At 44.3% G+C, this 14848-nt stretch carries 20 protein-coding genes; 11 read left to right on the forward strand and 9 right to left on the reverse strand.

Going from position 1 to position 14848, the window contains the following annotated elements:
• Positions 1–29 precede the first annotated feature (29 nt).
• From IGI66_RS00135 to lpdA, 6 genes are read left to right on the forward strand one after another with little or no spacing between them, the layout of a single operon-like run.
• Entirely contained in the window at positions 30–1262 is a 1233-nt protein-coding gene (locus IGI66_RS00135) for a RuBisCO large subunit C-terminal-like domain-containing protein (protein ID WP_086305988.1), read from the forward strand.
• A 22-nt stretch (positions 1263–1284) separates the two neighbouring features.
• Positions 1285–2286, forward strand: coding sequence for a thiamine pyrophosphate-dependent dehydrogenase E1 component subunit alpha (locus tag IGI66_RS00140; RefSeq protein WP_010782239.1), 1002 nt, complete (start codon positions 1285–1287; stop codon positions 2284–2286).
• Between the two features lie 12 nt (positions 2287–2298).
• On the forward strand, positions 2299–3285 hold the full coding sequence (locus IGI66_RS00145; RefSeq protein WP_010782238.1) for an alpha-ketoacid dehydrogenase subunit beta: 987 nt from the start codon (positions 2299–2301) through the stop codon (positions 3283–3285).
• Positions 3282–3524 (forward strand): biotin/lipoyl-containing protein, encoded by a 243-nt coding sequence (locus IGI66_RS00150; RefSeq protein WP_288227857.1) that lies wholly within the window; start codon positions 3282–3284, stop codon positions 3522–3524. The genes IGI66_RS00145 and IGI66_RS00150 overlap by 4 nt, the downstream gene beginning before the upstream one ends.
• Positions 3517–4194, forward strand: coding sequence for a 2-oxo acid dehydrogenase subunit E2 (locus IGI66_RS00155; RefSeq protein WP_086305986.1), 678 nt, complete (start codon positions 3517–3519; stop codon positions 4192–4194). The genes IGI66_RS00150 and IGI66_RS00155 overlap by 8 nt, the downstream gene beginning before the upstream one ends.
• 13 nt (positions 4195–4207) lie before the next feature.
• A complete protein-coding gene (gene lpdA / locus IGI66_RS00160; RefSeq protein ID WP_438846932.1) occupies positions 4208–5584 on the forward strand; it encodes a dihydrolipoyl dehydrogenase in 1377 nt (458 codons plus the stop codon).
• Between the two features lie 53 nt (positions 5585–5637).
• Here the strand turns inward: lpdA and IGI66_RS00165 are convergent, their stop codons facing one another.
• Positions 5638–5835 carry a hypothetical protein gene (locus IGI66_RS00165; RefSeq protein WP_086305984.1) on the reverse strand — a complete coding sequence of 66 codons (198 nt, stop codon included), beginning with the start codon at positions 5833–5835 and terminating at the stop codon, positions 5638–5640.
• A gap of 297 nt (positions 5836–6132) precedes the next feature.
• Between IGI66_RS00165 and IGI66_RS00170 the strand changes: the two genes are divergently transcribed.
• The gene (locus IGI66_RS00170; RefSeq protein ID WP_010782233.1) at positions 6133–6705 is read left to right on the forward strand and encodes a TMEM175 family protein; all 573 of its coding nucleotides are present in this window, start codon (positions 6133–6135) and stop codon (positions 6703–6705) included.
• 190 nt (positions 6706–6895) lie between these two features.
• Complete coding sequence (locus IGI66_RS00175; RefSeq protein ID WP_438846935.1) at positions 6896–7840, forward strand: Rpn family recombination-promoting nuclease/putative transposase; 945 nt, start codon at positions 6896–6898, stop codon at positions 7838–7840.
• Positions 7841–7995: 155 nt separating this feature from the next.
• Here the strand turns inward: IGI66_RS00175 and IGI66_RS00180 are convergent, their stop codons facing one another.
• A complete protein-coding gene (locus tag IGI66_RS00180) occupies positions 7996–8880 on the reverse strand; it encodes a helix-turn-helix domain-containing protein (protein ID WP_438846936.1) in 885 nt (294 codons plus the stop codon).
• Positions 8881–8980: 100 nt separating this feature from the next.
• On the opposite strand from IGI66_RS00180, the gene IGI66_RS00185 reads away from it, so the two are divergent.
• Entirely contained in the window at positions 8981–9721 is a 741-nt protein-coding gene (locus IGI66_RS00185; protein WP_438846938.1) for a lysostaphin resistance A-like protein, read from the forward strand.
• Positions 9722–9810: 89 nt separating this feature from the next.
• Here IGI66_RS00185 and IGI66_RS00190 read toward each other — a convergent pair whose 3' ends face one another.
• The 5 genes from IGI66_RS00190 to IGI66_RS00210 form a co-directional block, all read right to left on the reverse strand.
• On the reverse strand, positions 9811–9903 hold the full coding sequence (locus IGI66_RS00190) for a type I toxin-antitoxin system Fst family toxin (RefSeq protein WP_114525190.1): 93 nt from the start codon (positions 9901–9903) through the stop codon (positions 9811–9813).
• A gap of 92 nt (positions 9904–9995) precedes the next feature.
• Entirely contained in the window at positions 9996–10583 is a 588-nt protein-coding gene (locus IGI66_RS00195; protein ID WP_438846940.1) for a hypothetical protein, read from the reverse strand.
• A gap of 53 nt (positions 10584–10636) precedes the next feature.
• Entirely contained in the window at positions 10637–11053 is a 417-nt protein-coding gene (locus tag IGI66_RS00200; RefSeq protein ID WP_438846942.1) for a hypothetical protein, read from the reverse strand.
• Positions 11054–11113: 60 nt separating this feature from the next.
• Entirely contained in the window at positions 11114–11326 is a 213-nt protein-coding gene (locus IGI66_RS00205; RefSeq protein WP_316408175.1) for a DUF2922 family protein, read from the reverse strand.
• A gap of 14 nt (positions 11327–11340) precedes the next feature.
• Entirely contained in the window at positions 11341–11544 is a 204-nt protein-coding gene (locus tag IGI66_RS00210; protein ID WP_431378880.1) for a hypothetical protein, read from the reverse strand.
• Between the two features lie 375 nt (positions 11545–11919).
• Between IGI66_RS00210 and IGI66_RS00215 the strand changes: the two genes are divergently transcribed.
• Together IGI66_RS00215 and IGI66_RS00220 are read left to right on the forward strand one after the other, a co-directional pair.
• The gene (locus tag IGI66_RS00215) at positions 11920–12597 is read left to right on the forward strand and encodes an HAD family hydrolase (RefSeq protein WP_086305975.1); all 678 of its coding nucleotides are present in this window, start codon (positions 11920–11922) and stop codon (positions 12595–12597) included.
• Complete coding sequence (locus IGI66_RS00220; protein WP_301516906.1) at positions 12590–12997, forward strand: DUF4809 family protein; 408 nt, start codon at positions 12590–12592, stop codon at positions 12995–12997. Before IGI66_RS00215 ends, IGI66_RS00220 begins: the two co-directional genes overlap by 8 nt.
• Positions 12998–13151: 154 nt before the next feature.
• Here the strand turns inward: IGI66_RS00220 and IGI66_RS00225 are convergent, their stop codons facing one another.
• Together IGI66_RS00225 and IGI66_RS00230 are read right to left on the reverse strand one after the other, a co-directional pair.
• Positions 13152–14129: a hypothetical protein gene (locus tag IGI66_RS00225; RefSeq protein WP_438846946.1), complete on the reverse strand. Its 978-nt coding sequence runs from the start codon at positions 14127–14129 to the stop codon at positions 13152–13154.
• A 57-nt stretch (positions 14130–14186) separates the two neighbouring features.
• Entirely contained in the window at positions 14187–14540 is a 354-nt protein-coding gene (locus IGI66_RS00230) for a helix-turn-helix domain-containing protein (RefSeq protein WP_438849266.1), read from the reverse strand.
• Positions 14541–14848: the final 308 nt, after the last annotated feature.

Raw genomic sequence — 14848 nt, forward strand, 5'->3', positions numbered from 1 at the left:
TAAATTTTTGAAAAGAGATGAGGAGAAGAATGAAATTTGAAACGTTGAAGATGGCGGAAGGGTTAGGGCAGGATTTTTTGATTGCGACCTATTACATGCGTTCAGAAAAGGAACCAGATCTTTATGACTGGGTAAAATTAGTAGCTGGAGATCAAAGCGCAGGCACGTGGACGCACGTAGAGGGCGAGACGCCAGAAGTCATTGAGCGTTACGGCGCAAAGGTCTTAGGAATTTATCCGATGTCCGATGGCATTTCATGTGTGGCGCGGGTCGCTTTCCCGATCACGAATTTTCAGCCTTATATGGCGATGGTCATCAGTACTGTTGCCGGCAATGTCTTAGGACAATCAGGCATTCGATTGGTCGATGTGGAATTTCCCGAGTCTTTATTGAAGGAATTTACCGGACCGTTACTGGGTGTCAGCGGCATTCGGAAAAAATTAGGCGTGATGGATCGTCCATTAGTAGGTGCGATCTTGAAACCATGTATCGGGGTTCCCCCAGAAGCGAGTGCACAAGGTGCAGCAAACGCGGCTTTGGGTGGCGCAGACGTGATCAAGGACGATGAGCTGTTGAGTGATCCAGCTTATTCACCGATGGTTGATCGGGTAAAAACGGTCATGAGCTATTTAAAAGAGGTAGGAAAAGAGCAATCCACCTTGTACGCCGTTAATATTACCGGACGAAATATCATCGAGCGGGCGCAGTTAGCCATCGAAGCAGGTGCGAATGCGTTAATGGTCAACTACAACGCATTAGGTTGGGGCGCTACCGAAGACTTAGTTCGTTTCTTAAAAGATCAAAACGTGGAGATTCCCATCTTTGGTCACTGTGCCGGCGCAGGCGCTTATTATAAAGCAGAAAATAATGGCCTATCGGCAGCGTTGAGCTGCGGAAAATTGCCCCGGCTGATCGGAATGGACATGCCGCTGGTTTATCCAGATAGCGGGCGTTTTGGCACGACGACAGATGAGCTGGTCGAGACACACAGTGCGTTGTCGACACCGATGCAAGGGATCGAATCTGCCTTTACAACAGTCGCTGGAGGTGTTCATCCTGGGACGATCGAGTATTTGATGGGGTTGTTAGGCAATGAAACGATCTTAATGGCTGGAGGCGGTATTTATGGACATCCGGCAGGGGCGGTTTCAGGCGCAAAAGCATTGCTTCAAGCAATAGAAGCAGTGATGCAAGAAGTGCCAGTCACAGAAGCGGCGCAGACGTATGAAGAATTGCAGCAGGCGCTGGCTTTCTGGTCTTAAAATAAGGGGGACTCGTTTGAAAATGACTATTTCTAAAGAAACAATGATAGAGATGTACCGGACGATGGTACGCATTCGTGAGTTTGAGGCCGAAGCCATCGAATTAGCCAAAGCCAATATCACCCGAGCAGCTGTCCATACGTATAATGGCGAAGAGGCGATCGCCACAGGAGTCTGCGTTCATTTGAGCAACGACGATTACATCACCTCTACCCATCGAGGACATGGGCACTGTATCGCAAAGGGGGCAGATCTACGTCGAATGTTCGCTGAATTGATGGGACGTGAGACGGGCTATTGTAAAGGAAAAGGCGGATCGATGCATATCGCGGATCTGACGACAGGGAACCTTGGCGCAAACGGGATCGTCGGAGGCGGCATTCCGATGGCGATGGGTGCGGGGTTAGGCCTGCAAGTAGCAAAGGAGCCGCACGTAGCCGTTTCGTTTTTTGGTGATGGGGCATCGAATGAAGGCTCCTTTCATGAAGCACTGAATATGGCGTCGATTTGGAATCTGCCGGTTATTTTTATTTGTGAGAATAACAAATATGGCATCTCGACCTCGACGGAGAAGTCGATGAACGTCGAGCATATCGCGGACCGTGCGATTGGCTACGGCATGAAGGGCATGACCGTCAACGGAAACGATATCGTAGAAGTGTATCATCTCTTTGCGGAAGCAAAAGAATATGCTTTAGCAGGGAATGGGCCTGTTTTGCTGGAAATGGATACCTTCCGTATGGCGGGGCATTATTTTGGCGATAATGAAAATTACCGTACACGGGAAGAGGTCGAAAAGTGGAAAGCAAAAGATCCAATCCTGCATTGCGAAAAGCTTTTGAAGGAAGAGTATGGGGTCGATCAAGACGTATTGGCTGCCATCAAAAAAGAAGAAACGCAGCGTGTATTGGCAGCCTCTGAACAGGCGAAGCAAGACCCAGAGCCGTTGATCGAGGAGATGTTGGACGATCTTTATGATCCCACCTTTGAAACGATTGACTGGACACTATTTTCCAAAGCGTAAAGGAGGAGAACCATGCGAAAACTTTCCATGCGGCAAGCAGTAAACGAAGCGTTGCACATTGCCTTTAATAGTGATGAGAATATTTTTACGATCGGTGAGGACATTGCCGTTTATGGCGGACAACTACGCTGCAGTTATGATTTGTTAGATAATTTTGGACCGGAGCGTGTCAGAGATACCCCAATATCTGAAGTAGCCATTGTGGGCGCTGGGATCGGTGCGGCGATGATCGGCAGGAGACCGGTAGTAGAGCTGTCTTATATGGATTTTATCGGCGTCTGTTTTGATCAGCTATTAAATCAGGCCGCGAAGATGCGCTATATGTATGGCGGCGGTGTCAGTATTCCACTAGTGATTCGGACCCAATGCGGTGCAGGCTTAGGAAATGGGGCGCAGCATTCTCAATCCCTGGAAAACATTTTGGCGCACGTTCCAGGTATCCGAGTCGTCATGCCGTCAAATGCCTATGATGCAAAAGGATTGTTATTACGTGCAATCCGAGACAATAATCCTGTCGTTTTCGTGGAGCATAAAGCGTTGTATAAATTAAAGACGGAGGTTCCAGAAGAAGCCTATGAAGTAGGGTATGAGAGTGAAGTGAAGCAAGCGGGGGAAGATATCACGATCATTTCCTATTCTGCGATGGTCAATGTCGCATTAAAAGCCGCGAAGAAGCTTCAAGAAGAAGGGATTCGTGCGGAAGTCATCGATGTTAAGAGTATCGAGCCTTTAGATATGGCGCCGATCTTACAGTCGATCAAGAAGACTGGTCACGCGGTGATCGTTCATGAAGCGGTCAAAAAATCAGGCTTCGGAGGAGAAATCGTGGCGCAGATCCAGGAGTTCGCATTTGAAAGCTTGAAAAAGCCTATTTTACGAGTGACGGCTCCTGATGTTCCCGTACCTTTTGCCAGAAATCTCGAGATGGCCTATGTCCCAGATGAGACACAGGTGATCGAAGCAGTAAAAGTAACGTTAAAAGGAGGAGAAGGCGAATGAAAAAAGAAGTGATCATGCCAAAAATCGGATTGGATATGGACGAAGGGACGATCCTTACTTGGTATAAAAAAGTAGGTGATCCTGTCAAAAAGGGTGACGTTTTAGTAGAGATCGAAACAGACAAAGCGACGACCGACGTAGAATCAGCACTGGATGGTACGTTGACAGAGATCGTGGAGAAAGAGGATGCCACAGTAGATATCGGTGAAGTGATTGCTTGGGTCGAAGTGGATGAGTAGCGAAGGGAAAAAACTCAGCGGGATCAAAAAAGCAATGGCGAAACAAATGATCCGAAGCTGGACCGACGTTCCTCAGTTTCAATTAAGTACGACGATTCGCTGCGACGAATTGATACGTTATCGGAAAGAACTGCCGACAAAGGTTTCCTATACAGCCATCATTGCAAAGGCAGTCGCAAAAGCGCTTCAAGAATACCCCGAAATCAATCAGCATTTTGATGGGGAGTGTGTCACAAAAGCAGACGAGGTAGCCATTGGCATCGCCAGTGATACAAAGCGCGGGCTGCTGGTGCCTGTAATATCCGATGTTCCGAATAAATCCTTGGCGATGATCCAAGCGAATCTGGAAACGATCAAAGAACAAAGCAACGTTGGAAAATTTGCTGTGGAAGAACTGACTGGCGGAACTTTTACGATCAGTAATCTAGGCATGTTTAACGTCGAGCAGTTTTCCTCTATCGTAAATGCACCACAGATTGGTATTTTAGCTGTCGGGAAGATCACCAAAGCTGCCGTGATCAACGAGGAGGGTCAAGTCGTTGCGGCCTCCGTGATGCATCCGGTAGTAACGTTGGATCACCGAGTAGCCGATGGGGCTCTTGGTGCGCGTTTTTTAACGTATCTATGCGACCTATTGGAGCATCCAATGGAAAAAATACCAAAGGAATAGAGGAGGGCTGGACGTGAAAAAGGAGATCGTCATTGTTGGTGGTGGACCAGGAGGATATGTCGCAGCCATCCGCGCAGCACAGCTCGGAGCAGCCGTTACACTCATAGAAAAAGATCAAATTGGCGGAACTTGCCTCAATGTAGGATGTATTCCAACGAAGTCGTTATTGCATTCTGCAGATATGTTAGTGCAAGTTAAAAACAGCAAAAAATTTGGAATTGAATGCGCCGTAGAATCCGTCGATTGGACTGCGGTTTTAAGACGGAAAGAACAGGTCGTGAAGCAATTAGTCAAAGGCGTTGAAGGGCTGATGAAAAGCAATCAAATCGAAGTGATCAAAGGAACAGCGCGTTTTCTGGATGAGGAGACGTTGGGTGTTACGACGCCGACAGGAGATATACGATTGAAACCGAATAAGATCATTCTGGCGACAGGGTCAACACCCGTCCTTCCGCCAATCAAAGGGCTGGATGACATTTCTTGGCTCGATTCCAGCGCTGCGTTACAGTTGGAACAGCTTCCCGCAGAGTTGATCATTATTGGCGGTGGTGTGATCGGGATCGAATTTGCTTCGATCTATCAACGCTTCGGCAGTCAAGTCACGATCGTGGAGGAACAGCCGGAGATTCTACCGGCGATGGATCAGGAATTGGCGGCGCTGCTGCGGAGAAAGCTAACTAAAGAAGGGGTACGTTTCCTATTGGGTAAGCGAGTAGAGGCTGTTTGTCAGAAAGAGCAGCGGGTGACTGTTTCTTTAGGCGAAGAAACGCTAACGGGAGAAAAACTCCTAGTCGCAGTTGGCCGTTGCAGTTACGTGGATGGGCTTGGGTTAGAGCATACAAAGATTGCGACTCAGCGAGGAAGCATCGTGATCGATGCTAACCTGCAAACAACGCAGGCAAATGTGTACGCGATCGGTGATTGCGTCGGTGAAGTATTATTGGCTCACTATGCCTCAGCGCAAGGAGAAGTCGCGGTGGAAAATGCGCTAGGTGCGGACAACGTATTTGAGGGGAAAGACGTTCCTGGCTGTGTGTATTCCGATCCAGAGTTTGCGGGAGTAGGGATGACAGAAGAACAAGCGAGAGAAAAAAAGATCCCGTACGTGGTTGGAAAATTCCCAGTAAAAGCCAGTGGAAAAGCATTGGTGATGGGGCAAATGTATGGTGTTGCTAAAGTAGTGATCCATGCAGAGACGCAAGCACTACTTGGTGTCCATCTGCTCTGCGATCGAGCAACGGATATGATCGCGGAAGCGACGGCATTGCTTCAGAGAAAAGCGACGGCAGAAGATGTGATCGAAACAATCCATCCGCACCCAACAGTTAGTGAAATTTTTCGCGAAGCTGTACTCGCGGCTGATAAACGAGCAATCCATATACCGAATTAGACAAATAAAAACGTCGAAAGCACTGCTTTCGACGTTTTTGGCATTTTTAGTGTTTAATAGGTTCGACGGCCACGACGTTTGGTTAACCAAGTAACTAGGAAGTAGGCAATCGCTAGCGGAATACCAATCTTAAAGAAGAGGTGCAATAGGCCAGAAAGAATTGGACCAACAATACTTAAAACCAAACTAGCAACTAGGAAAAAGCCGACAACAGCTAAAATTCGTACAACCATAGGATAATCTTTCATCATTTTTCATTCCTTCTTTCCATTTGTTTATATCTTAACCATAGTTTAGCAAAATTTTTTTCCTGTTTCGTCCAACTTAAGACGTATTTATCGGAATCTTTCGGCGGATATGCTACCTTGTAGGCAACAATGTAAGAATCTATAGAAAAGAAGGCATTTCATGAAAAGAATCTAATGAGATTTGAGGATTATGATAGAGAGTGACGGATTCCTTGATATTCTAGAGATTCTTTTGTTTAATGAACACAGGAAAATGAACTTATTTTTTATTAGTAATTAATTGGTTAGGAGTAGAAGGATATGCCGAAGTCACGAATTGAAGCTTTTACGGATGCGGTCATCGCGATCATTATGACGTTGTTGGTTTTAGAATTGCATGAGCCGAATGGATCAGATTGGTCTGCATTTTTACATATGGAGCATAAATTTATCATCTATCTGATCAGCTTTATCAGCCTGGCGATCTATTGGAACAACCACCACCACCTCTTTCAATTGGTTCGAAAAGTAGACGGATGGGTTCTGTGGGCCAACAACTTTTTGATTTTGATGATGACCTTGTTCCCGTATGTCACCGCGTGGGTCGGGGACTACCCCTTTGAATGGGCGCCGCAGGCATTGTATGGCTTGGTCACTTTAGGGACAGATTTTGCTTATTATTTATTGGTCCGAGCGCTTGTGCGGGTGAATGGGAAAGAGTCTAAAATCGGAAAATTGTTCAAGCATTACCCGAAATTGTATCTCTCCATCACATTAGCGATCGTCGCCTTGGTCTTAGGAAAATTGATTGCACCGATCGCTGTGCTGATCGTCAATGTGCTGATTTTATTAATGTGGTTTATTCCAGAAAAATCGATCGAAGAGACGTTATAAAAGAGATGACAGCAGCCGCTTTTCAAGGTTGCTGTTTTTTTGTATTCAAAAGGGAATAGAAACCGAAAAAAATTTCTTTCTTTTGGCGTATTTTAGGATAGATGTTATTTATTTGAGCGTGCTATAATGAGGGCGAGAAAACGCTTTTCATGATAGCCGCGAGACTACTATTCTGAAAGGCCGTGATGATATGCTAGAGTACCTACCCACAAACGATTTGATCTTTAAGAAAATGCTGACCTCCGAAGATTCCGCGAACATCCTTCGAAATTTTGTCAAAGACCTGTTGGACATTGAATTCAAGACCCTCACGCCAAAAGAAACATACCATATCGATAGTTACAAAAAATCATATGAGCACTTAGAAATTGGGCTGACAGAAGTGGATATATTAGCCGTTGCCGAGGATGGCAGCCAGGCGACGATCGAGTGTCAGATACAGCCTCATCAGTTCTTCCAAGAGCGGACCGTGTTCTACCTGACGGAAGCCTTTCGTGCCCCCTTTGGAAACAGGGAGTCGGAGGATTTTGTCGTGAAAAATAATTTTTCTGCCTTACGTCCCGCCTATGGCATCAACATTATTGATTTCCACTTGTTTGATAAGGATCAAGACGCCCTGCAAACATACCGCCTACTCAACAAGACGACACAGCGCCCTTTTGTTGGAGGCAAAGGCAAAGAACTGCTGACACTCTGCTTTTTAAGCCTCAAAAACAAGAATATAGAAAAGGATAGTAAAGCGTACCACTGGCAATACTTTTTAAAAACCGGGGAGGCATTGCAAGAAGCACCTGCCTATATCAAAGAAGCCCAGAAAAAAATCAATTACTTCAAATTAAACGAGGAGGAGAAAACGATGATTACAAGGATCAATAAAGCAAAAGACATCAATGACGCCGTGATCTCATCTGCAAAAGTAGAAGGTTTTGCCTACGGACATGAAGAAGGTCTTAGAAAGGGTAGAAAAGAGGGCCAAGCTGAAGGACATAGAGAAGGACATAAAGAAGGTAAGGCTGAAGGAGAGTGTAAGATTGCTTTGAATTTACTGGAGATGGGGCTTCCGATAGAAAAAATCTCAGAAGCGACAGGGTTAGAAGTAGAAATCCTACAGCAGTTAAAGTCAGAAAAAACATAACGATATGCCCAATTGTGATAAATGAATAGCAGACGAGAATCGTGTCCCCCGGCATTTTTAGATGTCGGGGGATTTTCCGCTTCCAATCGATAGGGGAATCGTTGTTTGGTTCGGTTGGATTCTATTCCTTCCAAGTATCGTTCTTTTTTTAAAGATTATTCTTGATACCGTTGATAATAATTTTTTGCTTTTTCCAGATGCAGCTGAGAAATTATTTTGTAAAAATGGGTTTCAGAGGTGGGGATCGGATCTAATTGTTCCATTAGACTATTCAACTCGCGTGAATAGGTGGGGTAATCCAAATAGGTATTCACCAGACAGGTGATAAAACGAAATTGTAAAGACAAGTATAAGTCGTCTGCCTTGGTGATGGCATCGCCATACAGCAGCAACGCAGCTACGGCCTCAGAAATGTCATGGATCATTAATAGCCATTGAATCCGGTTAAAATAGAGATCGCCGATTTCTTTATAATAGACGTTAGAATCGAATGCTTCGTATTTAGCTAATTCATCAAGCAGCCGGTTATAAAACTGTGCCTCCTCCGCCTTCTCCTTCTCAGAAAACGAAAGAAGAATCAACTTCCCTAATTTAATCTCTTTTAACGTCCACATCTTCGTGTTGTCTAGATATACACGAATCTCCGAAAACGGTGCTCGCGAAAACTTATAAAAATTTGTGTTCGTGATCAGTACTAGCAAGTAAGCCTTGAGCGCCAAATACCGCATTTCTGTATGGGGATGTTGCTTATAGTCTTCGAAGAGGTCATAAAGGGCTTCGAATTCCCCGTGTTTATACAAACGGTCAATCTCAAGGTCTAAAAGCTTCTCTTCATTTTTCTCACGGCTGTCTCTAAAATAATCAAATTCAGTTTGACTGATTCCAAGATTATTCAAAAAGCCTTGAAATTTCGAGACTTCCACAGAATGTTTCCCAGCCTCAAAATCACTGTAAAAGGTTTTAGAAGCAATGCCGGTATAGACTTCCTTTTGAGTAAGGCCTTTTTGTTTCCGAATGTCTTTAATGATTTCTTCCCTCATACTGTCTCCCTTCGCCGATTCCTGTATACAGGAATTATACTGGTTTTTCGTCTTTTTTTGCATGCTATAGTATAAAAAAAGTAAACAGGAGGCAATTCAAATGAATAAATCATACAAAAAATACCTTAAATTAATCGGTGCAGCCGTGGCACTGACTGGGGTCATCAGCCTATTTTCGGCCGTAGGGATCGTGTTCAACTTGAACGATAACGGTAACATTGTCTACCAGATAATGGCCTTTTCGATCTGCGGAGTCGCAAGTGTCCTTTATATGAAGAAAAAAGAGCCAACCTTGCGCGCCTTTGGGTTTCAAAAACCGCCGCTAAACAAAAGAATGCTTCTTTTTATGACAGTGATCGTGTTGGTCCAACCGGGCCTCTTCGGCGTGAATCATCAATTGCCGCTGTCAACGATGGCTTTGATCATGGTGCAGATGCTGCTGGTTGGATTTGTTGAAGAAACAGTCTTTCGCGGAATCTTTCTATATGTCTTAAGAAACCAATCGCCAAAAGTTTTTCTTCTTTTTTCTAGTCTCGTTTTCGGAGTGCTGCACATGGCAAGTAGTTTGAATCCTGAAACTGCGGGCATCTTAGTCGGGTTACAAATCATCAATGCTCTGCTGTTGGGCCTTGTCTTTTCTCTAATCTACTATACGCAGCGCTCAATCTACACAGTGATTCTTTTTCACGGTTCTTTCAACGTGTTAGCGACGCTTTCTAACGCAGGATCGATCGGGAAAAATATCACTGCCGTACTACTTTTGAGCCTTTGTTATGGCGTATTTTTACTCTATTTCAGCAGAGGGATTGCACCAATAGCGAACTTAAAAAGTAGCCATTAAACAATACTATTGAGAAGCCTAGCAGATTTTTTCTGCTAGGCTTCATTTAGCAAGATGTAAATAGAAGCAGCTCGCGGTGAGTCCAGTCGTCACGGATCGTGCTCTTGCAACCAGTGGTTGACAAGGGCAATGACCAATCCCACGAAGAGCGGTGCTAAGATGTAGCGGATCAGCTCCTTCAAAGGCCTCACCTCCTTCCGCTAGTGAGAAGGGGTGACGACAGTTGGTTGTTTTCCTACGCAAATTATTCGGTTTTCAAAGAACGAACGAGGGATCACTGACCTTGATCCGGCACGTTTTCTTGTTTCCGATGGATTAGACGTTTCCATAGGTTTTCCCGCGGCTTCCTCCTCAGCTCCTGCGCTTGGTTGGACGAGGGAGCGGATTCGGAATGAAGGCTGACAGGTTCTTCACTAGAGCTTGTGCTTTGGGTTTCGGTTGGTGCTGGTTTTTTTATTAATGACGGTTGGTCGACGGCTGTAGCGGCTGCCAACGAGACCTTCGGGAAATCGTTGGTGGTCATCTTTATCGGGACTAAGGCCGTTTCAATGGCGCGCTCCACAAGAGGCAAGGAGAAGCAGCCTGTTTTTTCCTCCAGTGTTGGTTTTTTGTTGAGGTCTTCGTTTAGGTTCTCACCTTCGAAGATCTTTAAACGTTTTTTCGTGACAAGTTTGCCTGTGATGACGGTATCGAATTGCTTCACACCGTCGATTTCAAAAATATCTAATGATGTTAATAGTTCGCAGGCGGCTTTCATTTCTTGCGGGGATAAATTTTTATCCACATCTGTATAGCGCCAGTTGAAGGGCTTGCCGTTGCCGTCGGCAAAGGTCGTGACTAAGTCTGTTCGTTCGTTGGTCATGGGTGGTTTGTCCTTTCTTTTCTAGTTTTGCGTAGGTAGGTTAATGGTTAGTTTCACGTTTCGGTGGTTTCTATTTTTCCGGATGCTTCTGTTTCTTCATCGAGACGGACAGGGGATAAAAGGGAACGGACAAGTGACGAGGCTTTTTCCATAAAGTTGCGGACGGGAAATAGTTTCAATCGCAGCGCTCGAAATTCAGGTGCCATGAAGTAATCCGCAAAGTAATGGAAGAAACGCTTCATGGTGCGAGTGGCTTTCGTGTGTAAAAACAAATGACGAACGAGATCCTTGAGGAACCCTTTGAATTCCTGTGCGCCTAATTGTTGGCGGACCTTTGCGGCTAAAATGTATTGGATCGCGGTACTGCTGTTTTGCGTCAGTTGATAAAAACGGGTGATGCGGGTTTCTAACGTCGGTGCCTGTAAATGAAACAATTGGCTCTGATTCAAAGTGATTTTCTGTTCTCTCATGGATCTCGTCCTCCTTTATTGTTAAGAGGAGGGCTTGCGCCCCTCCTCAATGGCTACGGGTTAAAAAATTGGTGTTTCGATGGTTTCGACGTACTCGGCACTTTCCACCGTGTCGAATAAAACGACGTTGTCCTTCTTAAATAGCTTCAATCCGGCGAAGCGTTCCAATAGTCCTTTGACTTCACTGGGCTGCTTCGTCGTATCGGGATTGGCGTAGCTCCACGAATGGTTCTTGCCTTCGCTGGTTTTAAAAATCGCGACTAATTTGGTCATTCTTTCTCCTCCTCCTATTTCACATACCGACTTTGACTAGTCAAGATCACGCAGTCAAATTCACTGTTCTCTGGGGCAAAGGCGGTCATGATCTCGCCTAATTCCAGGATGGCTTCTTCGGTTGGGTCGTCGATCACATTTTGAAAGTTTACTCGTTTCATCTTTTCTAATCCTTGGTCGATCTGTACTTGTACTTTTTTTCCTAAATGTTGAATCATGGTGGTTCCTCCGTTTTCTTTTTTTTTTGGTTCCGGCCGGTGACTAAAAGATAGCGGATTCAAAAAAATAAGGCAAACGGCAAATTTGCCGTTTACCCCCCAAATTTGCAGGTTTGAAACGGTCCAATGCGGGTTCCAGCGTTTTAACTGGTAAATTTGCCAGTTGACAAGGTGAAGCAAACGTTGCGAAAATAGAGGATTTTCCCTTGTAAAAAAGTAAGACAAGGCGTGCTCGTCTAAACCAAATTGGCAGATTCATCTGTGGGGGCTTCGATCTAACCTGTCAATCCTCCAAACAAATTCTTCATTAAAGCGTTTCCTATGGTAAACTATTCCAAGAATGTATCTTATACAAGAGGTTCAAGGAGGGTATCAATGTTAGAAGCGATTATTTTCGATATGGATGGTGTATTGGTTGATTCTGAATATACGTATTTCCAAAGTAAATCACAGATTTTAAAAGAAGCGGGCCATGAGGTGGAGGAGAGTTACCATTTTCAGTTCATGGGAACGACGAGCGACTATATGTGGGAGCAAATGAAACAAGAATTTTCATTGCCGTTGTCGGTACCGGAATATGTGGAACAGATGACCGCGCTGCGTCAAGAGATGATCCAGCGAGATGGCGTACAGGTGATTCCTCATGCTCAAGCGTTCGTGAAGCGTTTGTATGAGGGCGGCTTGAAATTGGCGGTGGCGTCGTCTTCTTCATTGGCGGAAATCAAAAAGAACTTAGTGGAGATCGGCTTGTCGGAGTATTTTTCAGAGGTCGTCAGCACAGAGGAAGTTACCCATTCGAAGCCGGCACCCGATGTGTATTTAGCAGCAGCGGAACGTATCGGGATTCGCCCTGAACATTGTTTAGGGATCGAAGACACAAAGAATGGAACGGGCGCAGTTCGCAATGCAGGGATGGTCTGTGTGGGATTCGCGAATCCAGCGTTTCCAAAGCAGGATTTGGCTCATGCGGATGTCGTTGTCTCTTCATTTGAGACCGAAGATGCCGCGTCATTGGCGAAAATCTACGAAGAAGTGAGGGCACAGGATGCCTAGAGCAGCGATCTCCAGCAAAGCTTTTTTAATAGAGGGCGGCTGCAATGCCTGCGGGCTGCAAAACACGGAGACCTTCACGATCCATTTTGAAGACCAGCGCTCCGCAATAGTGGACCAGTTAGATGTTCCCTCGTTAGTCCAAGCGATCGCGCTAAAAAATGGCTGGCGCGAGTCGATCATTCCTGTAGGGATCAGTGAAGAAGAGGTCGTTTTGAAAAAGGGTGCGCAGGTGATAAAGCCTAAAATCCTTGGGGATCAGATCCTTTATCAGGCGCAGGGTCAGCGCCTCCAAACCAAGCAGCGCTTTGACCAGACGGAAGCTTTATTTGAGCAGGTCAATCAGATTTTGACACAGCTTTTTGGAATCGAACCTTATGAGATTAGACTAGCGGTCGACTAGTTCGCTACGTGTATTTTTAAAACAGGCAGGATGTGGTTCGTTGAAAAGAGGTAAGGGTGCATCTTTCTTCATTGATGCCAAACCCGGCTGTTAGATACAAGGAATATGGATAATGAGTGGCTATTGCCGCTAAAAGAGAACTGTTTCAAAGCAATCAGATGCTTTGAAACAGTTCTTCTAATTTTTCCTTTTGGATTTTTTGGATTAATCGGTCCACATTGTTTACGTTCTTTTCCTGTAAAGCGGGGTCCCATATTAAAAATTTGGCTACCGGCGAGTTTTTTCTATGGGTCAGCTTGTCGATCGGAAAATCTGAGAGTATCAGGTCAATGTCACGGTTTTGAGTTTTATATTCGATCTTTCCTCCATTGAGCTGCTTCAGCTCTTCTTTCCAATTAAGAACTTCGATAGGACCATTTTTTGACAGAAGCAAGATCTTAATTGTAGGCAAGTATTTTTTTATGATGCATTTAAAAAAGGACAGCACTCTATAAGTGAACAAGGGGTCTAAAAAAATAGTTCTATATTTTGAATAATTGACCGCACATCTATCTAAGACCCAAGATAAAAGCGTATGAATGGACTCATTGTTAGGGTCTTGTTTCTCCAAAAGAGCAGGACTGATCGTCGTATTGGTCCTAAAAAGAGTAAATCGAATGAACAGAGACAAAAAATGATGCTGAATGTCGTTTCTATCTGTTCGGCTTACTTGTTTAGAAAGGGACTTTTGAACAAGGTGCAAGAAAAAATCGGATATTTCTATGTACTGTTTATTGCTAGTGATCACTGAAGGCTCGTCCGTATTGCCAGTCGTATCGACGGCCAACGAAAGAAGGCTATATAAGTAAACAGCTTCCTTTTCAAAATCAACTGTTGTTTGTTGAAATTGTATGAAATGTGGCCGGATTATGGTTTTTTTAAAGGTATCAAAAGTTATCTGCGGATTCGAAATTTCATAGATAGATGGCGGCAGATCCTGAATGAAATGCCCTTTGCGAATCCTCAAGGTAGAAATCTCAATAATGTTTATTACATGTAAGTAATCAATCTCGTTTAGCCAAGAAAGATGCTGCTTCAATCGGTCAAATAAGCGAGTATTTACAGAACTGCGGGTCATAGATTGAATGAACAAAGTCTCATCGAACAGCTCCCATTGCAACCGTTCGAAAAAGAATCGGAGGATAAATTCCTATCCTTCCAAAGGCCTTTGTTTGAAAAAATTCAAGGATAGATTGTAATGGGACAATAGCTTTTTTAATTTTTCAATGGCACGTTGAACCGTTCGGACACTAAAATTCACTCTATGTGAAAAAGCGGTAAGATTATCGAAGCGATCATAAAATAATTCTTCTAACAGTTTGTATTCAATACTGGATTTTAAAAATGAGTTGTGTATCTTGCTTAGAGAAAACTCCTCGTGAAAGTGGACAAGGCATCCTTTAGAAGAGGCCTGAAACTCGAACTCTGGATATATTTGGCTTAGCGCGTGCAAAGATTCATACAATTTGTTTAAATAAGTCCCGGATAGATGCAAGTGGTCCATGATTTCTTTATTCGAATGAGCCTGTTTTTGACTAGACAGAACATAATTCAATAGGTTTAACGTGGCTTTTTACTCACGATTTAAAAAGTAGTCATCCATTGATTTCTCCATCACTCTAATAAAATTTTAACAAATATAACATAGTAGATCATTATGTCACAATTAAATTGCTTACTTTTGGCGCCCTGCTAGCGGGAATCAATGGGGTATTTTTCGCTTGGTTTTTAGGCGAGTTTAGAGTGAGTGACGTGAACTATGACATTTTTTTCATTTTTTCGCCTTTTTTTTGGCGTAACGGGAAGCGGTTC

It is taken from the genome of Enterococcus sp. AZ048 (assembly GCF_051715125.1).
GTDB lineage: Bacteria > Bacillota > Bacilli > Lactobacillales > Enterococcaceae > Enterococcus_A > Enterococcus_A gilvus.